A 15,761-nucleotide genomic window follows, 5' to 3' on the forward strand; every position below is an offset into this window, starting at 1 on the left:
ATGGATCTCACCTTCAATGCCGAGGAACGCGCCTTCGAACAGGAAGTCCGCGACTTCATCGCCGAGAATTTGACGCCGGAGATGAAGCGCGCCACCGCGCTGACGCCGTCGGTGTTCTCCGACCCCGATATCGGCATGGCCTGGCAGCGCGCGCTGCACCGGAAGGGTTGGGGTGCGCCGGGCTGGCCGGTCGAGCATGGCGGGCCGGACTGGACACCGGCGCAGCGCTGGATCTTCGAGGCCGAATGCGCCCGCGCCGGCGTGCCCAATGTCAATGTGATGGGCGTGAAGATGGTCGGCCCGGTCATCATCGGCTTCGGCTCGCCCGAGCAGCAGAACTTTTACCTGCCGCGAATCCTCTCGGGTGAAGACTATTGGTGCCAGGGTTATTCCGAGCCGGGTTCGGGCTCCGATCTGTCGTCACTGAAGACCCGCGCGGTGCGCGACGGCGACGACTACGTCATCAACGGCACCAAGATCTGGACCACGCATGCGCACCACGCCAACCGGATGTTCGCGCTGGTGCGCACCAGCGACGGCGAGCGGCAGCAGGACGGCATCAGCTTTATTCTCATCGACATGAAGACGCCAGGCATCACCACGAGGCCAATCCTGACCATCGGCGGCGACCATGAGGTCAACCAGGTGTTCTTCGACGACGTTCGCGTGCCCGTCGCCAACCGCGTCGGCGAGGAGGGCAAGGGCTGGACCTACGGCAAGTATCTGCTTGAATTCGAGCGCGGCTCCGGCATCGCATCGGCAAAACTGCGCGAGGCGCTGAAGACGATCTCCGATCTCGCGGCGTCCGATGTCACCGGCCGCGCCATCGACGATCCCGACATCGCGATCCGGATGTCGGAAGCCGAGGTCGATATCGACGCGCTCGAGATGACCGAACTGCGCGTGCTGTCGGCGTTGCAGACCGGCCAAAATCCCGGCGCGGTGTCGTCGCTGATCAAGCTCAGGGTCAGCGAGATTCGCCAGGCGGTGACGCGGCTTGGCGTCGACGTGATCGGCCAGGACGGCCTGGCCGTGGAGCCGGCGCGGCCGTTCTACCGGCTCAATCACGAGCCGGCGATCCCGGAGCAGCTATTGCCGGTGGTGCCGGAATATCTCAACGGGCGGGCGTATACGATCTTCGGCGGATCGTCGGAGATCCAGCGGGATATCATCGCGAAGATGGTGCTGGGGTTGTAACGCTCTCTCCCCGTCATTCCGGGGCGCGCGCAGCCCGAGCCCGGAATCCATCAGGCCGCATGTTCTGAGGCCCAATGGATTCCGGGCCCATCGCTTCGCGATGCCCCGGAATGACGGTGGAGAGAGCGCGGCCTCACGCAGCCCCAGCCTTCGCGTCGCGGATCGCCTGCCAGATCTTCACCGGCGTCAGCGGCGTGTTGAGCTGGGTGATGCCGATCTCGCTCAGCGCATCCATCACGCCGTTGGTGATGCAGGGTGGACCGCCGATCGCACCGGACTCGCCGCAGCCCTTGGCGCCGAGCGGATTGGTCTTGCAGGGCGCGGAGGGATCGAGCGTCACCGTGATCGGCGGAATATCCGAGGCGCGCGGGATGCAATAATCCTGATAGCTCGCGGTCAAGAGCTGGCCTTCCTCGCTGTAGGCCACGCCTTCGTACAGCGCCTGGCCGATACCCTGGACGACGCCGCCATGCACCTGCCCGGTCACCAGCATCGGATTGACCGCGACGCCGACGTCGTCGACCGTGGTGTAGCGCACCACGCGGGTGACGCCGGTCTCGGGATCGATCTCGACCTCGCAGATATGGGTGCCGTTCGGCCAGCTCGGCCCGTCGACATTGCCCTCGCTTTCGACCGAGAGCTTTGCGCCTTTTTCCTTGGCCGCGATCTCGAACAGGCTGATGCGCTTGTCGGTGCCGACCACGGTGAGGAAGCCGTCGCGATACTCGATGTCTTCGACCGAGGCTTCCAGCAGATTGGAGGCCTTGTTGCGCGCCTTGTTGATCATGTCGTTGCTGGAGACCGCAACCGCGGTGCCGCCGACGAACAGCGAGCGCGAGCCGACGCTGCCGAAGCCGGTGGCGAGATCGGTGTCGCCCTGGATCACGTCGATCTTGTCCATCGCAATGCCGAGCGTATCCGATATCATCTGGGTGTAGGTGGTGGCGAGACCCTGGCCCATCGCCATGGTGCCGGAATGCAGGATGACGCGGCCTTCAGCGGTCGCATGCAGCGAGACGTTCTCGGTGTGGGCGCGGCCGCCGGTCCATTCGATGTAGCTGGTGAGGCCGCGGCCGTAGAGCAGGCCCTTCTTCTTCGCCGCCTTCTTGCGCGCGGCAAAGCCGTTCCAGTCGGCGAGATCGGAGGCGCGCTCCAGCATGTGGGCGAAGGCGCCGGAATCGTACACCTGCCCGACCGCGTTGGTGTAAGGCAGCTGCGCCGGCTTGATGTAGTTGACCTTGCGAATGCTGCGCGGGTCCATGCCGATCTGGCGCGCGGCGGCATCGAACAGCCGCTCGACGATGAACACCGCCTCGGGCCTGCCGGCGCCGCGATAGGCGCCGACCGGCGCGGTGTGGGTCATCACCGACTTCACCTCGAAATGCACCAGCGGCAGATCGTAGACGCCGGTCTGCACGAACGGGCCGAGCACCAGCGGGATGATGTTGGCGGTGCCCGACGAATAGGCGCCGGTGCCGCCGATCGAGCGCACCCGATAGGCCAGCACGCGGCCCTTGGCGTCGAGCGCGAACTCGCCGGTCGAGGTCAGGTCGCGGCCGTGGGTGCCGCCGACGAACTCGTCGGTGCGGTCGCCGCGCCAGCGGATTTTCTCGTTCAGCTTGGTCGCGGCATAGGCGACGATGCCGTCTTCCGGATAGAGGCTGGTCTTCTGCCCGAAGCCGCCGCCGATGTCGCCGACCAGCACGCGCACGCTGTCCTTCGGCCGCTTCAGGATCGATTCTGCCAAGAGGTCGCGGGTCGAGCCCGGGGTTTGCGACTGCACGTGGAGGATCAGCCGCCCGGTCTTCTTCTCGATCTCGGCAATGGTCGAGCGCGGCTCCATCGCCGACGGCACCAGGCGCTGGCTGACGAGGTCGAGCGACACTTTATGCGCAGCATTGGCGAAAGCTTCTTCGACCTTGGCGGCATCGCCATAGCTCATCGCGGCGACGATGTTGTCGGGCGCCTCCGGCCAGACCGCGGGTGCACCGGGCTTGACCGCCTCGACCGGATCGACCACCGAGGGCAGCACCTCGTAATCGATCTCGATCGCTTCGGCAGCAGTCTGTGCCAGCTCGCGCGAGGTCGCGACCACGGCCGCGACACCCTCGCCGGCGTAGCGCACCACCTCATGCGCCAGCAGGCGCCGCGGCGGCACCGTCATCGGCGAGCCGTCAGGCCGCTTGAAGATCGCAAGCGTCGGCAGCGTGCCGATATCGTCCTTGACGAGGTCGGCGCCGGTATAGACCGCCTTGACGCCCGCCATCGCCAGCGCCGCTTTGGCGTCGATCGACCTGATGTTGGCGTGGGCATGCGGCGAGCGCAGCACGTGCAGCCAGAGCGCACCGTCCTGCGGCTTGTCGTCGATGAAATGCCCCTTCCCGGTGACCAGCCGCTGGTCTTCCAGACGCTTGACCGGCTGGCCCGCACCAAAACGCATATTGCCGGGAAGAATGTTCATCAGAAGAGTCCTTGAGTTCAGAAATTTCGGCGGGTTTTAGCGGATTTTGGATTTTAGACAACTGACCGTCATTCCCCGATGCGCAATTGCGCATCTGAGGGCGCGACGTAGTCGCGAGCCCGGAATCCATTTCGCCACGGAGTATGCGCATAGATGGATTCCGGGCTCGAGGCTTCGCCTCGCCCCGGAATGACGAGGTGGTGAAAACGCCTGCAACCCACAAGCCAGGTTCAGGCCAGATCGCGCAACGCGGCCTCGACCACCTTGCGCTGCTCGGCCGTCAGCGGCGCCTGCGGCGGCACGGGGTCGCCGACATCATAGCCCTGGCTCGCAAGCCCGGCCTTGATGCAGGCGGCGAGATTGAAGCGGGCGAACGCCTCGTTGATGCGCCAGAGCTTGCGCTGCAGCACCATCGCCTCGTCCCAGCGGGCACGGCGGCAGAGATCGTAGAGCTCGACGCTCTGCCGTGGAATGATGCAGGCGGGCCCCGCCATCCAGCCATGGCCGCCGATCAGCATCACCGCGGCTGGAATATGGGCTGATGCCGAAAACACTTTGAGGCTGTCGCCGCAGCGGTTCATGATCGACAGCAGCCGCCCGGTGTTGGTCGAGGCGTCCTTGATGTAGCCGATGCGCGGATGCTCGGCGAGCCGCGCGATGACGTCGAGCGTCAGGTCGGAGCGCTGGAAATTCGGGTTGGTGTAGATCACGACCGGAATATCGACGGCGTCGGCGATCGCGCGGAAATAGGATTCCACCTGGGCGTCACTGAGCGGAAAATACGCCTCCAGGATCGCGAGAATGCCGGCGGCACCGCGCTTCTGACAGGCCTTGGCCTGGGCCACCGCGTCGGCCGTCGAGGTCGAGGCGACGCCGGCCACCACGGGCACACGGCCCTGCGCGGCCTCGATCGTGGTCGCCACCACCTGCATGCGCTGCGCATTGTTGAGATAGGCGAACTCGCCGGTCGAGCCGAGCGGCGTCAGCCCATGCACACCGGCCTTGACCAGATCGTCACAGAGCCGGCCCAGCACCTCGGTGCGGACATGGCCGGCCGGATCGACCGGGGACACCAGATACGGGAAGACGCCGTGGAAATCAGCCATTTGCGAGCCTCGTCGACGGCGAGACATAATCGGGATCGTGCGCAAAGGGAAGCGGTTCGCCGCGGCGGAGCGCCCCGAGCACCGCGGCAAAGTCGGTTACCGCGCGGAAACCGAGCAGCCGTTCGGCCTTACCGGCATCGTAGATTCGGCCGATCGATGTCGGCAGGTGCCAGCCGCGCCGGGCGAACAGCGCCGGCGCATCGGGGAAAGTTCGTGCGATGAGGCCTGCCGCATCCGCCTTCAGCTCAGCGACGTCGCTGCGCGCAAACGGTGTCGGCGCGCTGATCACAAAGACTTCGAAGCCTCGGATCCTCTCCAGCGCCACGACGTGGGCCTCAGCGGCGTCCTCGACCGTGAGCCGGCGATACAGGAGCTCGGTCGCCTTCAGGTTCTCGCCGTGGATGTCGACGATCGTGTCGTCGTCCTCGGGGAAGAAACGGCTGGTGCGCAGGACCGCGCAATTCAGGCCATGCTCGCGGCTGTAGAGCCGGCACAGGCCTTCGGCGGCGAGTTTTGTCACGCCGTAGATGTTGCGCGGCTCCAGCGGCCCCGTCGTCTCGTCGAGCCAGACCGCCGCATGGCCTTCCTCGTCGCGGATCGCCTGCGAGATCATCAATGACGTGGTCGAGGTGAAGACGAACTGCTTGTGCCCGGCGGCAACAGCCGCCTGCAGCAGATTGTGCGTGCCCGTGATATTGACGTCGACAAAAGCCTGCGGCGCGAACCGCGCGATATCGGGCTTGTGCAGCGCGCCGCCATGGATCACGGCCTCGATGCCGTGATCGCCGAACACACGATCGATCGCCGACCGGTCGGCCACCGAGCCGACCACATCGGTCGCCTCGCCCGGGACGATGTCGAGGCCCGTCACGTCATGGCCGGCCTGGCGCAGCCGTGGCGCGAGGAACCGGCCGAGCCAGCCGGAGGAGCCGGTCAACAAGACACGCATGAATTCCGCCCCGCCCCGCGCCTTCAGAACACCTTGGCGATCGCGGCCTGCGCGTCGCCCTGGATTCTTTTCAGATGATCCGGTCCGCGGAAGCTTTCGGCGTAGATCTTGTAGACGTCTTCCGTGCCGGAGGGACGCGCGGCAAACCAGCCCGCCTCGCTCTCGACCTTGATGCCGCCGAACGGCTGATCGTTGCCCGGTGCCTTGGTCCGGACCGCACGCACCGGGTCGCCGGCGAGCTGGGTCATGTTGAGCTGCTCGGGCCCGAGTGCTTTCAAAGCGCTCTTCTGCTTCGGCGTCGCCGCGACGTCGATGCGCTCGTAAGAGGGCACGCCGAGCTCGGCAGTCAACTCGTTGAACAGTTCACTCGGATCGCGGCCGGTCCTGGCGATGATCTCCGCCGCCAGCAGGCCGAGGATGATGCCGTCCTTGTCCGTGGTCCAGGCCGAGCCGTCGCGCTTGAGGAACGACGCGCCGGCGCTTTCCTCGCCGGCAAAGCCGAAGCCGCCGCTGCCGAGCCCGTCGACGAACCATTTGAAGCCGACCGGCGTCTCGACCAGTCTGCGGTTAAGCTTCTTGGCCACGCGATCGATGATCGAGCTCGACACGATGGTCTTGCCGATCGCGGCATCCCCGCTCCATTGCGGCCGGTGCGTGAACAGGTAGGCGATCGCGGTGGCGAGGAAATGGTTCGGGTTCATCAAGCCCTTCGAACGCGTCACGATGCCGTGGCGGTCGGCGTCGGTATCGTTGGCAAAGGCGACGTCGAAGCGGTCGCGCATCCCGATCAGGCTTGCCATCGCGTAGGGCGACGAGCAGTCCATCCGGATCTTGCCGTCCCAATCCGCGGTCATGAAGCGGAAGGTCGGATCGACCGCAGTGTTGACGATTGACGCGTTGATGCCGTAGCGCGCGATGATCGGCTGCCAGTAATGCACCGCCGCGCCGCCGAGCGGATCGATGCCAATCCTGACGCCGGCCGATTTGATCAGCGCGAGATCGACGGTGTTGCCGAGATCGGCGACGTAGGGCGTGACGTAGTCGTGCAGATGCGTGGTCGCGGCCTTGCGCGCGCGGTCATACGGCATCCGCGCGACGCCCTTGAGGCCGGCCTCGATAGTGCGATTGGCGTTCTTCTCGACCACGGCGGTGACGTCGGTGTCGGCCGGGCCGCCATGCGGCGGATTGTATTTGTAGCCGCCGTCCTCCGGCGGATTGTGTGACGGCGTGATGACGACGCCGTCGGCAAGGCCGGTGCTGCGGCCCTTGTTGTAGCTCAGGATCGCGTGCGAGATCACAGGCGTCGGGGTGTAACCGCCCTGCGCGTCGATCATGATCTCGACGCCGTTGGCCGCGAACACCTCGACCGCGCTGGCCAGCGCCGGCTCGGCCAGCGCATGGGTATCGATGCCGATGAACAGCGGACCGGTGAGGTCCTTCTCGCGCCGGTAATCGCAGATCGCCTGCGTGGTGGCGAGGATGTGGTCCTCGTTGAAGGAATTCTTCAGCGACGAGCCGCGATGGCCCGAGGTGCCGAACGCAACTCGCTGGCCGGGATCGCCGGGGTCGGGCTTGCCGGCGAAATAGGCCGTGACCAGCCGCGGCACATTGGCGAGCTGGGACGGATCGACGGGTTTGCCGGCGGCGGGATTTGGTGCAGTCACGTGACCTCTCAGATCTGGTATCGCCGACCATCAGCACAACGGGTGATGATGCGGCGTGCTACCATGGCGGCTTACGTTCAATCAAGCCGGGGGCTTTTCGTTCCGTGCGGCCGGTGGCAATCCGCTATTCGACGTCGATCTGCTGCACCCTCTCGCGCAGTTCGTCGACCAGCACGCGCTTGTTCTCGGTATAGTCGATCGGCACCACGACGAGATGCACGCCGCCACCGGAGAACGCCCGCTCCAGCGTTGGGACGATCGCCTCCGTGCTCTCGATCCGCGAGCCCTTGGCGCCATAGCTTTCGGCATATTTGACGAAATCCGGATTGCCGAAGGTCAGGCCGAAATCCGGGAAATTGTCGACTGCCTGCTTCCAGCGGATCATGCCGTAGGCGGAGTCTTCCAAAATCAGGATCACCAGATTGAGCTTGAGCCGGACCGCGGTCTCCATCTCCTGCGAGTTCATCATGAAGCCGCCGTCGCCGCACACCGCGAGCACGCGGCTCTTCGGATACAGCATCGCCGCCATCATCGCCGACGGCAGGCCGGCGCCCATGGTGGCGAGCGCATTGTCGAGCAGCAGCGAGTTCGCCAGCAACGTGCGGTAGTTGCGCGCGAACCAGATCTTGTACATGCCGTTGTCGAGCGCGACGATGCCGTCCTCGGGAATGACCTGCCGCACATCGTGCACGATGCGCTGCGGCGTCGGCGGCCAGCGGCCTTCGGTGGCGCGATCGGTGATCCTGGCCAAAATGCCCGCGCGCAGGCTGAGCAGCGCGCTGGCATGCGGCAGCTTGCCCTCGACCCGGTCAGCGAGCAGTTCGAGGCTCGGCCCGACATCGCCGATCACCTCGACTTGCGGGAAGTAGACCTGCTCGACATTGGCCGGCGTGTAGCTGACATGGATCACCTGCGGCCCCTTCGGGCCCATGATGAAGGGCGGCTTCTCGATCGTGTCGTGGCCGATCGCGATGATCAGATCGGCGCGGTCGATCGCCTCGTGCACATAGTCGCGCTCGCTGAGCGCGGCGGTCCCCATGTACTGGTTGGTGCCGCCGGAGACCGTGCCCTTGCCCATCTGCGTGGTGAAGAACGGAATTTTCGTGCGCCGCACGAAGTCGCCGATCCCGGCGGTCGAACGCGGGCGCGACGCCGCAGCACCCAGCATGATCAGCGGACGCTGCGCCTTCAGGATCATGTCGGCGGCGCGGTCGAGGGCCGCGGCATGCGCGATCGGAATCTCGATCGGATGCGGATGCACCAGCTCGACCGGTGCGGTCTCCTCGCCCGCGATGTCTTCCGGCAGTTCGAGCAGCACCGGGCCCGGCCGTTCCTGGGTTGCGATCCGGAACGCGTCGCGGACCAGCGTCGGGATGGTCGCGCCGCTGACGATCTGCAACGACAGCTTGGTCAGCGGCCGGAACGTGTTGACGATGTCGACGATCTGGAACTTGGCCTGCCGGCTGCTCAGGATGCCCTTCTGGCCCGTCAGCATCACCATCGGCATCGCGCCGAGCAGCGCATAAGCGGCACCGGTGGTCAGATTGAGCGCGCCCGGGCCGAGCGTCGTGATGCAGACGCCAGGCTTGCCGGTCAGGCGGCCATAGGTCGCCGCCATGAAGGCCGCGGCCTGCTCGTGGCGGGTCACGATCAGCTTGATCGAGGATTTGCGCAGGCTCTCGACGACGTCGAGATTCTCCTCGCCGGGAACGCCGAACACCCGTTCCACGCCCTCATTCTCGAGGGCCGCGACCAGCAAATCGGAACCTTTGACCATATCAGCCTCGCCTCGTTGATTGCATGCCGCGCGCCGAGCATAGCCGCATCGCGCGCCGCCGGAAACTCCTTCGCGAGCTCACGGCTTGTGCGCCCTGATCCAGGCGTCGGCGGCGGGCAGCACGCGCGCGGAGAGGTCGGCCGAGATCGCGATGGCCTGCAAGGCGCGCGCCACCATCACCCGCCCGCCGCTGGTGGACTGCGACGGAGCGAACGCGGCGAGCTCCGCGGCGTGGGCCTGATCGGTAAAATTGGTCATGAAACTGGGAACGAACTGGTCGCGGAAGTTCGGTCCCTGCCTTGCCAGCAACGCATCGAAATTGGTCCGTACGAAGTCCCAGGCGAGCTGCGGCTGCTCGCCGGCGCCCGCCACCGCGTTGATCATCCCGGCGACGATCGTGTCGGGCAGTTCGCCGGTCAGCGTCAGGGCCAGCGTCGCGCGGGCCAGCTCGGCATCACGGGCGCTCGCCGCGGCGAAATAGTAGCGCAGCCGCTCATTGGTCGCCGCGCTCTTGCGCGCGAGCGCCAGCAGCCGATCATAGGTTTTCCGATCGGCGGTGATGCCGACGACGTGGGTGACGGCATCGCGCAGCGTGGTCGGCAGCGATTCGGGATCGTCGAGGAACGCCGCAAAGCGCCGCTTCGCCTCGGCCACAATATCCGCGTCACCGAGATCGCCAAGCGTCGAAATCAGGCTTGCACGCAACAGTGCGGTGTCGTCGTCAGCGGGACCGCGCCCGTCCCATCCGATCCGATCGAACACCGGGCGCAGCTTGGCGCGGGCATAGGCCTCGATCACCGGCCGCTCGGCGCGGTCGCGCGACAGGCGGTTGAGCGTGGCGAATGTCGAGATCACCTGGTCCCACACCGCGCGATGGTCACCGACATCAAGCGCGTCGAGCAGCGCGAGATAGGACGGCGCCTCGGCGCGGCCGGTCTGCACCAGCGCCCAGCTGTCGGTGACGACATTGAGCCGGTCGGCGACCTGCATCTGCGGAAAGGCGTTGAGCAACGCCGCACGGTTCTTCGGGCCGTATTCAACCCTGAAATAGCCGACGTCGCCGAGGTTGACCTTGATCGCATCGCCACAGGCACCGGCCGGAATCTCGGCGCTGCCCTTCAGCAATATCTCGTCGAACGGCTTGCCGTGGGCCGGGCCCACCGCAACCGGAATCTGCCAGCTGTGTGCCGGCAGCGGCGGATCGTTGGCCGGGGCGATCACGAAACGATCCTGCTGCAAGATCAGGCGCTGTGCCGCGCCATCGCAGGCCGTCTCGGCCAGGATCAGCGGCACGCCATTCTGCTCGGTGAAGGAGGCGGCGATGCCGGTGATCGGCTTGCCGCCGGCGCTTTCCAGCGCCTGCCAGAGATCGGCCGTGGTGGAATTGCTGTAGGCATGCGCGGCCATGTATTTGCGGATTCCGTCGCGGAACGGCCGTTCGCCGAGATAGGTCTCGAGCATCCGGATCAGCGCCTGTCCCTTGTTGTAGGTGATGGCGTCGAACGCCGTCACCGCCTCGCTGTGATCGGCGATCGGCTGCTGCACCGGATGCGAGGTGCGGCGCGCATCGAGCGCCATGGCGAACTGCTTGGCACCGTAGCCGTTCAGCCAGTTCTGCCATTGCGGGTAGAACTGCTCCGAGGCCTTGGTCGCCATCCAGCTGGCAAAGCCCTCGTTGAGCCAGAGATTGTCCCACCACGCCATGGTGACGAGATCGCCGAACCACATATGCGCCATCTCGTGCGCGATGATGGCGAAGATGCCGCGCCGCGCGGTCTCCGCATTGGTCGCGGGATCGAACAGCAGCCGGCTCTCGAAGAAAGTGATACCGCCCCAGTTCTCCATCGCCCCGCCGAACCCGCCGGGAACCGCGATCAGGTCGAGCTTCGGCAGCGGATATGTCACGCCGAAATAGTCGTTGTAATAGCCGAGCAGCTTCACTGCGCTGTCGAGCGCAAAGCGGCCCTGCCCGCTCTTGCCCTCAGTCGTCACCACGCCGACCGTGACGCCGCCGGCATCCGCCGTGATCCGCTCAAGCTCGCCGACCGTGAGCACGAACAGATAGCTCGACATCTTCGGCGTCGGGGCGAACACGACCTTCTTGAGATCGCCACCGATCGGCTGCTCGCTCGTGACCGGCATGTTGCCGACCGCGAGCAGATTGCGCGGGATTACCACCGTCAGCGCGAAGCTCGCCTTGAACGACGGCTCGTCCCAGCACGGAAAGATCCGCCTCGCGTCGGCCGGCTCCAGCTTGCTGGAGATCAGCCGCTTGATTCCAGTCGGGGTCGGATAGTCCACCGAGAACAGGCCGGTACCGAATTTGTTGATCTGTGCCGTAAAGCCAACTCGCAGCCTGTGCAGCCCGACCGCAAGCGGCTTGGCGAAGGTCAGCGTCGCGGTCTGCGCAGCAGCGTCGGTCACGACCTCCGCGCGCTGTGCGCCGTCATCGATCGTGGTTTCAGTGAAGGTGGTGTTGATCGCGTTCAGCGTTAGCTGCGCGGTGGCCTCGCGCACCTCGATGTCGATGGTCTCCACACCAGGCAACGCAAGGCTGGTGAAATCGGGCGTCAGCTCGATCGCGTAGCGCAGCGGGATGACCGTCTTCGGCAGCTTTCCCGGCGTGCTGTTAAATGAGAATGTCTGCTCGGCCTGCGCGGCAGCGGCCGTCACCAACAGCATCCCGATCGCCGTGGCAAGACGATGCAGCAGCGCGGGTCGGACATGAGTTGCAGGCTTGTTCATCGCGCGGCTCACGGGGATCGATGAGATTTTCGGAGGGCATTCAGGAAACACCTGGCAGGCAATCTAGTAGAGAAAATGTCGCCACAAAACTGACAACTCCGCGACATTGACGTCGCAGCGGCTTGCGGCGATTGACACGCACGCGCCACGCGGTCCGCCGGCCCCCTTGTTGCTCAACGGCGCGGTGCAAGGCTAACCTGCGGCCGGCATTCCAGCCGCAACGACCGGCGACGGGAGATAGCAATGTACGGAAAATTCTCGCGCCGGCAATTTGCGGGCCTTGCGGGCCTCTCGGCGCTTGGCCTCTCGGCTCCCGCCGAGGCCGCGAACCGAGCCCCGCGGCCGGATGGCGCGAACTTCCCCGCCGGCTTCGTCTGGGGCACCGCGACCTCGTCCTACCAGGTCGAGGGCGCCGTCAATGAAGACGGCCGTGGCCCGTCGATCTGGGACACCTTCACCCACACCTCGGGCAAGATCGAGGACGGCTCGACCGGCGACCGCGCCAACGAGCATTATCACCGCTACAAGGAGGATGTCCGCCTCATCAAGGATCTCGGCGCCAGGGCCTATCGTTTCTCGATCGCATGGCCGCGGGTGTTTCCCGACGGCACCGGCACGCCGAACCCGAAGGGCCTCGACTTCTACAACCGCCTGGTCGACGAGTTGCTGGCGAATGGCATCGAGCCCTACGCCACGCTCTATCACTGGGACCTGCCGCAGGCGCTGCAGGACCGGGTCGGCGGCTGGCGCTCGCGCGACACGTCAAAGGCGTTCGGCGACTATGCCGGCTATGTGGCGCAGCGGTTGACCGACCGGGTCAAGAATATCTTCACCCTCAACGAAGTCGGCCGTTTCCTGCCGTTCGGCTATGCGCTCGGCGTCGACGCGCCGGGGCTGAAACTGCCGCCGGGCGAGGTCAACCAGGCGCGCCACCATGTCGCTCTGGCGCACGGCCTTGCGGTGCAGGCGATCCGCGCCAAGGCCCGCCCCGGCACGCGGGTCGGCCCGGCCGAAAACATCACCGCCTGCGTGCCAGCGATCAACACGCCGGAGCACATCCGCGCCACCGAGATCGCGACGCGCGAGCTCAACGCGGGCTTTCTCGGCGTTCTGCTCGAAGGCCGGTACACCGAGGGCTTCCTGCAATATGCCGGCGCCGACGCGCCCAAATTCACCGCCGAGGAGCTGAAGATCATCGCCCAGCCCAACGATTTCGTTGGGCTGAACATCTACGCGCCGCACTGCTATGTCGTCGCCACCGACAGCGCGCCCGGCTGGAAGCCGCTGCCGATGCCGGCCTCGTTCCCGCACATGAATTCGGATTGGCTGCGGATCGCGCCGGAGACGATCTACTGGGCGCCACGGATCGCCGCCAAGCTCTGGAACATCAAGAGCATCTATATCAGCGAGAACGGCACGTCCGGCGAGGACAAGCTGCAGCCGGACGGCCAGATCTACGACCTCGACCGCATCATGTTCCTGCGCAACTACCTCGCGCAACTGCAGCGCGCGACTGCCGACGGTGTCCCGGTCCACGGCTATTTCCTCTGGAGCCTGATGGACAATTTCGAATGGATCTTCGGCTATGAGAAGCGTTTTGGTCTGTACCGCGTCGACTTCGAGACCCAGGCCCGCGTGCCGAAACTGAGCGCGGCGTTCTATCGCGACGTAATCGCGCGCAACGCGATCGGGGTGTAGTTATCCGGGCTGCGGCCGCGCGCCGGACCAGGCGCGCCGGAGCAGGTCGCTGATGCCGCTCTCCTCGATCGGCCGTGGATTCCAGTAAGGATTCCTGGTCGCGAGCGCCGCCGCCTTTGCGATGCCGTCCTCGGGCATGCCGATCTCGGCGAGCGAGCGCGGCGCGCCGAGCTTGGCCGATAGATCGAACAGGCCGTCGGCTGCGTCGGATGTGCCGAGCGCCCGCGCGGCGCGGCCGATGGCATCGCGCGCCGCCGGCATGTTGTAGGCGATGGTGTGCGGCAGCAGCACCGCGTGGGTCTCGGCGTGCGGCAGATCGAACAGCGCGCCGACGGTGTGGCAGAGCTTGTGATGCAGCGCCATGCCGACGGTGCCGAGGCAGACCGCGCATAGCCAGGCGCCATAGAGCGCATCGGACCGCGCGTCGAGGTCGCGCGGCCGCGCGATCACCTCCTGCAGCGACAACGCGAGCTTTGCGATCGCCTCCTCCGCCATCAACGAGGTGATCGGGTTGCCGTCGCGGGCATACAGCGCCTCGGCCGCATGCGCGATCGCGTTGAGGCCCGATATCGCGGAGAATTTCACCGGCATCGAGAGCGTCAGGTTGACATCGTAGATCACGGCCTCGGGCAATATCTTCGGCGACGACTGCGTGGTCTTGACCGCGTCCACGGTCTCGCCGAGCACCGGCGTCATCTCGGAGCCGGCATAGCTGGTCGGCACGATCAGCTGCGGCAGGTCGGTGCGCAGCGCGATCGCCTTGCTCAGGCCGGTCGCAGCGCCGGCGCCGATCGCGACCACGCCGTCGGGCTTCAGCTCACCGACCACCGCCATCGCACGCTCGGTCACCGCGACCGGCGTATGCACCACCGCGCCATCGAACACGCCGGCCATGCGGCCACCGGTCAAGGCTGCGAGATCGCCGAGCTCGGCCTGCTGCCGCCGGCTCGCCAGCACCAGCGCGCGGCCGATGCCGAGCCGGTCGAGCTCGTCCGCCAGCTGCGCGACCGTGCCGACGCCGAACACGACGCGCATCGGGCTGACCTGATAGGTGAACGACTGCGGCATGGCGATGTCCGAAACCGTTGTTTTACCCGCGGCGCCAGTCACGCGGCGTGCAGCCGAAACGATGCCGGAAGCGCCGGGTGAAATGCGACAGATCGGAGAAGCCCCAGTCGAATGCGATCTCGCCGATCGCGCGCCCGGCGATCGCCGGATCCTTCAAATCGCGCGCCGCGCCGTCGAGCCGACGGTCCATCACGTAGCTGGCGAATGTGGTGCCGGCGCGCTCGAACAGCTTGTGGACATAGCGCTCACTGATGCCGATCGCGGCCGCGATGGCGGCAACGCCGAGCCCGGGCTCGCGCAGCCGGCTATCCACCGCTCGGCGCAGCGCGATCCAGGTTGCCTCCACCAGGCTCATCGGGTCCGCGCCGCGCCGGCCGTCGCGCGACAGGCTCAGCGCCACGAGGTCGAGCAGCACGCCGAACAGCCGTGCGCTTTCCGCTTCCGGCATGCCGGACGCCGCCGAGTTGAGCGCCTGCGCGGTCTCCACGATGAGATGACCGACCAGGGGATCGTCGGACACCCGCGCCGGCCCGAATTCGAACGATGGCGGCAGACGATCGCGCAGCAATTGCGTCGGGACCCAGAACGATGCGACCTGCAGCGCAGGGCCCTGGCTGTGATGCAGCGCGAACAGCCGCGCGCTGTCGAAGATGCCGACCTGTCCCGGCGACAGTTCGACGGCGCGTCCGTCCTGGTCGATCCGGCAGCGTCCGGCAAGCTTCAGATTGAGGTAGAAGCAGCTGCTGCTCGAGGCCGCGATATCGCTCGCCGAACGGCGCACCAGGTGACCGGGAAACGTGACGCGATTGATGGCGCCCGCGCCCAGTCCGATGCGTTCGATCCGTGCCGGAAAGCTGGACCTGTCCGTCGGCTCGGGCGTCAGCTTCATGAACACCTGGCAGATCGCCTCCCGGTAGTAGGCGAACTGCTCGGCAGGCCGCACATCCTCGGTATTCCAGGCGAGACTCGGCGCGCGGTCAGGGCGAGCAATTTGTTGCATCAGTGCACTCCGAGCCTAGTCCAGTGCAGTCTCAGCCAAGCGCGCCCGGTCCGGCTACCGCAATATCCGACAAACCGCCGCACGAACGTCGCGCCA

10 protein-coding genes are annotated in these 15,761 nt (G+C 66.2%); 2 read left to right on the forward strand and 8 right to left on the reverse strand.

The features are described from left to right. On the forward strand, positions 1-1,197 hold the full coding sequence (locus ACVINW_RS03165; protein ID WP_456749960.1) for an acyl-CoA dehydrogenase family protein: 1,197 nt from the start codon (positions 1-3) through the stop codon (positions 1,195-1,197). Between the two features lie 133 nt (positions 1,198-1,330). On the opposite strand, the gene ACVINW_RS03170 is transcribed toward ACVINW_RS03165, so the two are convergent. From ACVINW_RS03170 to ACVINW_RS03195, 6 genes are all read right to left on the reverse strand, one after another. Further along, positions 1,331-3,658 (reverse strand): xanthine dehydrogenase family protein molybdopterin-binding subunit, encoded by a 2,328-nt coding sequence (locus ACVINW_RS03170; RefSeq protein ID WP_456749961.1) that lies wholly within the window; start codon positions 3,656-3,658, stop codon positions 1,331-1,333. Between the two features lie 230 nt (positions 3,659-3,888). After that, positions 3,889-4,764 carry a dihydrodipicolinate synthase family protein gene (locus ACVINW_RS03175; protein ID WP_456749962.1) on the reverse strand — a complete coding sequence of 292 codons (876 nt, stop codon included), beginning with the start codon at positions 4,762-4,764 and terminating at the stop codon, positions 3,889-3,891. Then, complete coding sequence (locus ACVINW_RS03180; RefSeq protein WP_456749963.1) at positions 4,757-5,713, reverse strand: NAD-dependent epimerase/dehydratase family protein; 957 nt, start codon at positions 5,711-5,713, stop codon at positions 4,757-4,759. Before ACVINW_RS03180 ends, ACVINW_RS03175 begins: the two co-directional genes overlap by 8 nt. A gap of 23 nt (positions 5,714-5,736) precedes the next feature. Then, positions 5,737-7,377, reverse strand: coding sequence for a phosphoglucomutase (alpha-D-glucose-1,6-bisphosphate-dependent) (gene pgm, locus ACVINW_RS03185; RefSeq protein ID WP_456749964.1), 1,641 nt, complete (start codon positions 7,375-7,377; stop codon positions 5,737-5,739). A gap of 124 nt (positions 7,378-7,501) precedes the next feature. Next, a complete protein-coding gene (locus ACVINW_RS03190) occupies positions 7,502-9,154 on the reverse strand; it encodes an acetolactate synthase large subunit (RefSeq protein WP_456749965.1) in 1,653 nt (550 codons plus the stop codon). Between the two features lie 78 nt (positions 9,155-9,232). Then, positions 9,233-11,899: a M1 family metallopeptidase gene (locus ACVINW_RS03195; protein WP_456749966.1), complete on the reverse strand. Its 2,667-nt coding sequence runs from the start codon at positions 11,897-11,899 to the stop codon at positions 9,233-9,235. Positions 11,900-12,142: 243 nt separating this feature from the next. On the opposite strand from ACVINW_RS03195, the gene ACVINW_RS03200 reads away from it, so the two are divergent. After that, positions 12,143-13,597, forward strand: a complete 1,455-nt coding sequence (locus ACVINW_RS03200) for a GH1 family beta-glucosidase (protein ID WP_456749967.1) — start codon at positions 12,143-12,145, stop codon at positions 13,595-13,597. Here the strand turns inward: ACVINW_RS03200 and ACVINW_RS03205 are convergent, their stop codons facing one another. Both ACVINW_RS03205 and ACVINW_RS03210 read right to left on the reverse strand, forming a co-directional pair. Next, the gene (locus ACVINW_RS03205; RefSeq protein WP_456749968.1) at positions 13,598-14,665 is read right to left on the reverse strand and encodes a maleylacetate reductase; all 1,068 of its coding nucleotides are present in this window, start codon (positions 14,663-14,665) and stop codon (positions 13,598-13,600) included. It lies immediately after the preceding gene. Positions 14,666-14,687: 22 nt separating this feature from the next. Then, entirely contained in the window at positions 14,688-15,665 is a 978-nt protein-coding gene (locus tag ACVINW_RS03210; protein ID WP_456749969.1) for a helix-turn-helix domain-containing protein, read from the reverse strand. Positions 15,666-15,761: the final 96 nt, after the last annotated feature.

The organism is Bradyrhizobium sp. USDA 4461 (assembly GCF_054055655.1).

Excerpts from the sequence above, each read along its gene's own strand:
- ACVINW_RS03180 (WP_456749963.1), bottom strand. The coding sequence starts at position 5,713 with ATGCGTGTCTTGTTGACCGGCTCCTCCGGCTGGCTCGGCCGGTTCCTC.
- ACVINW_RS03200 (WP_456749967.1), top strand. The coding sequence starts at position 12,143 with ATGTACGGAAAATTCTCGCGCCGGCAATTTGCGGGCCTTGCGGGCCTC.
- ACVINW_RS03195 (WP_456749966.1), bottom strand. The coding sequence starts at position 11,899 with ATGAACAAGCCTGCAACTCATGTCCGACCCGCGCTGCTGCATCGTCTT.
- ACVINW_RS03165 (WP_456749960.1), top strand. The coding sequence starts at position 1 with ATGGATCTCACCTTCAATGCCGAGGAACGCGCCTTCGAACAGGAAGTC.
- ACVINW_RS03210 (WP_456749969.1), bottom strand. The coding sequence starts at position 15,665 with ATGCAACAAATTGCTCGCCCTGACCGCGCGCCGAGTCTCGCCTGGAAT.
- ACVINW_RS03170 (WP_456749961.1), bottom strand. The coding sequence starts at position 3,658 with ATGAACATTCTTCCCGGCAATATGCGTTTTGGTGCGGGCCAGCCGGTC.
- ACVINW_RS03205 (WP_456749968.1), bottom strand. The coding sequence starts at position 14,665 with ATGCCGCAGTCGTTCACCTATCAGGTCAGCCCGATGCGCGTCGTGTTC.
- ACVINW_RS03175 (WP_456749962.1), bottom strand. The coding sequence starts at position 4,764 with ATGGCTGATTTCCACGGCGTCTTCCCGTATCTGGTGTCCCCGGTCGAT.
- ACVINW_RS03190 (WP_456749965.1), bottom strand. The coding sequence starts at position 9,154 with ATGGTCAAAGGTTCCGATTTGCTGGTCGCGGCCCTCGAGAATGAGGGC.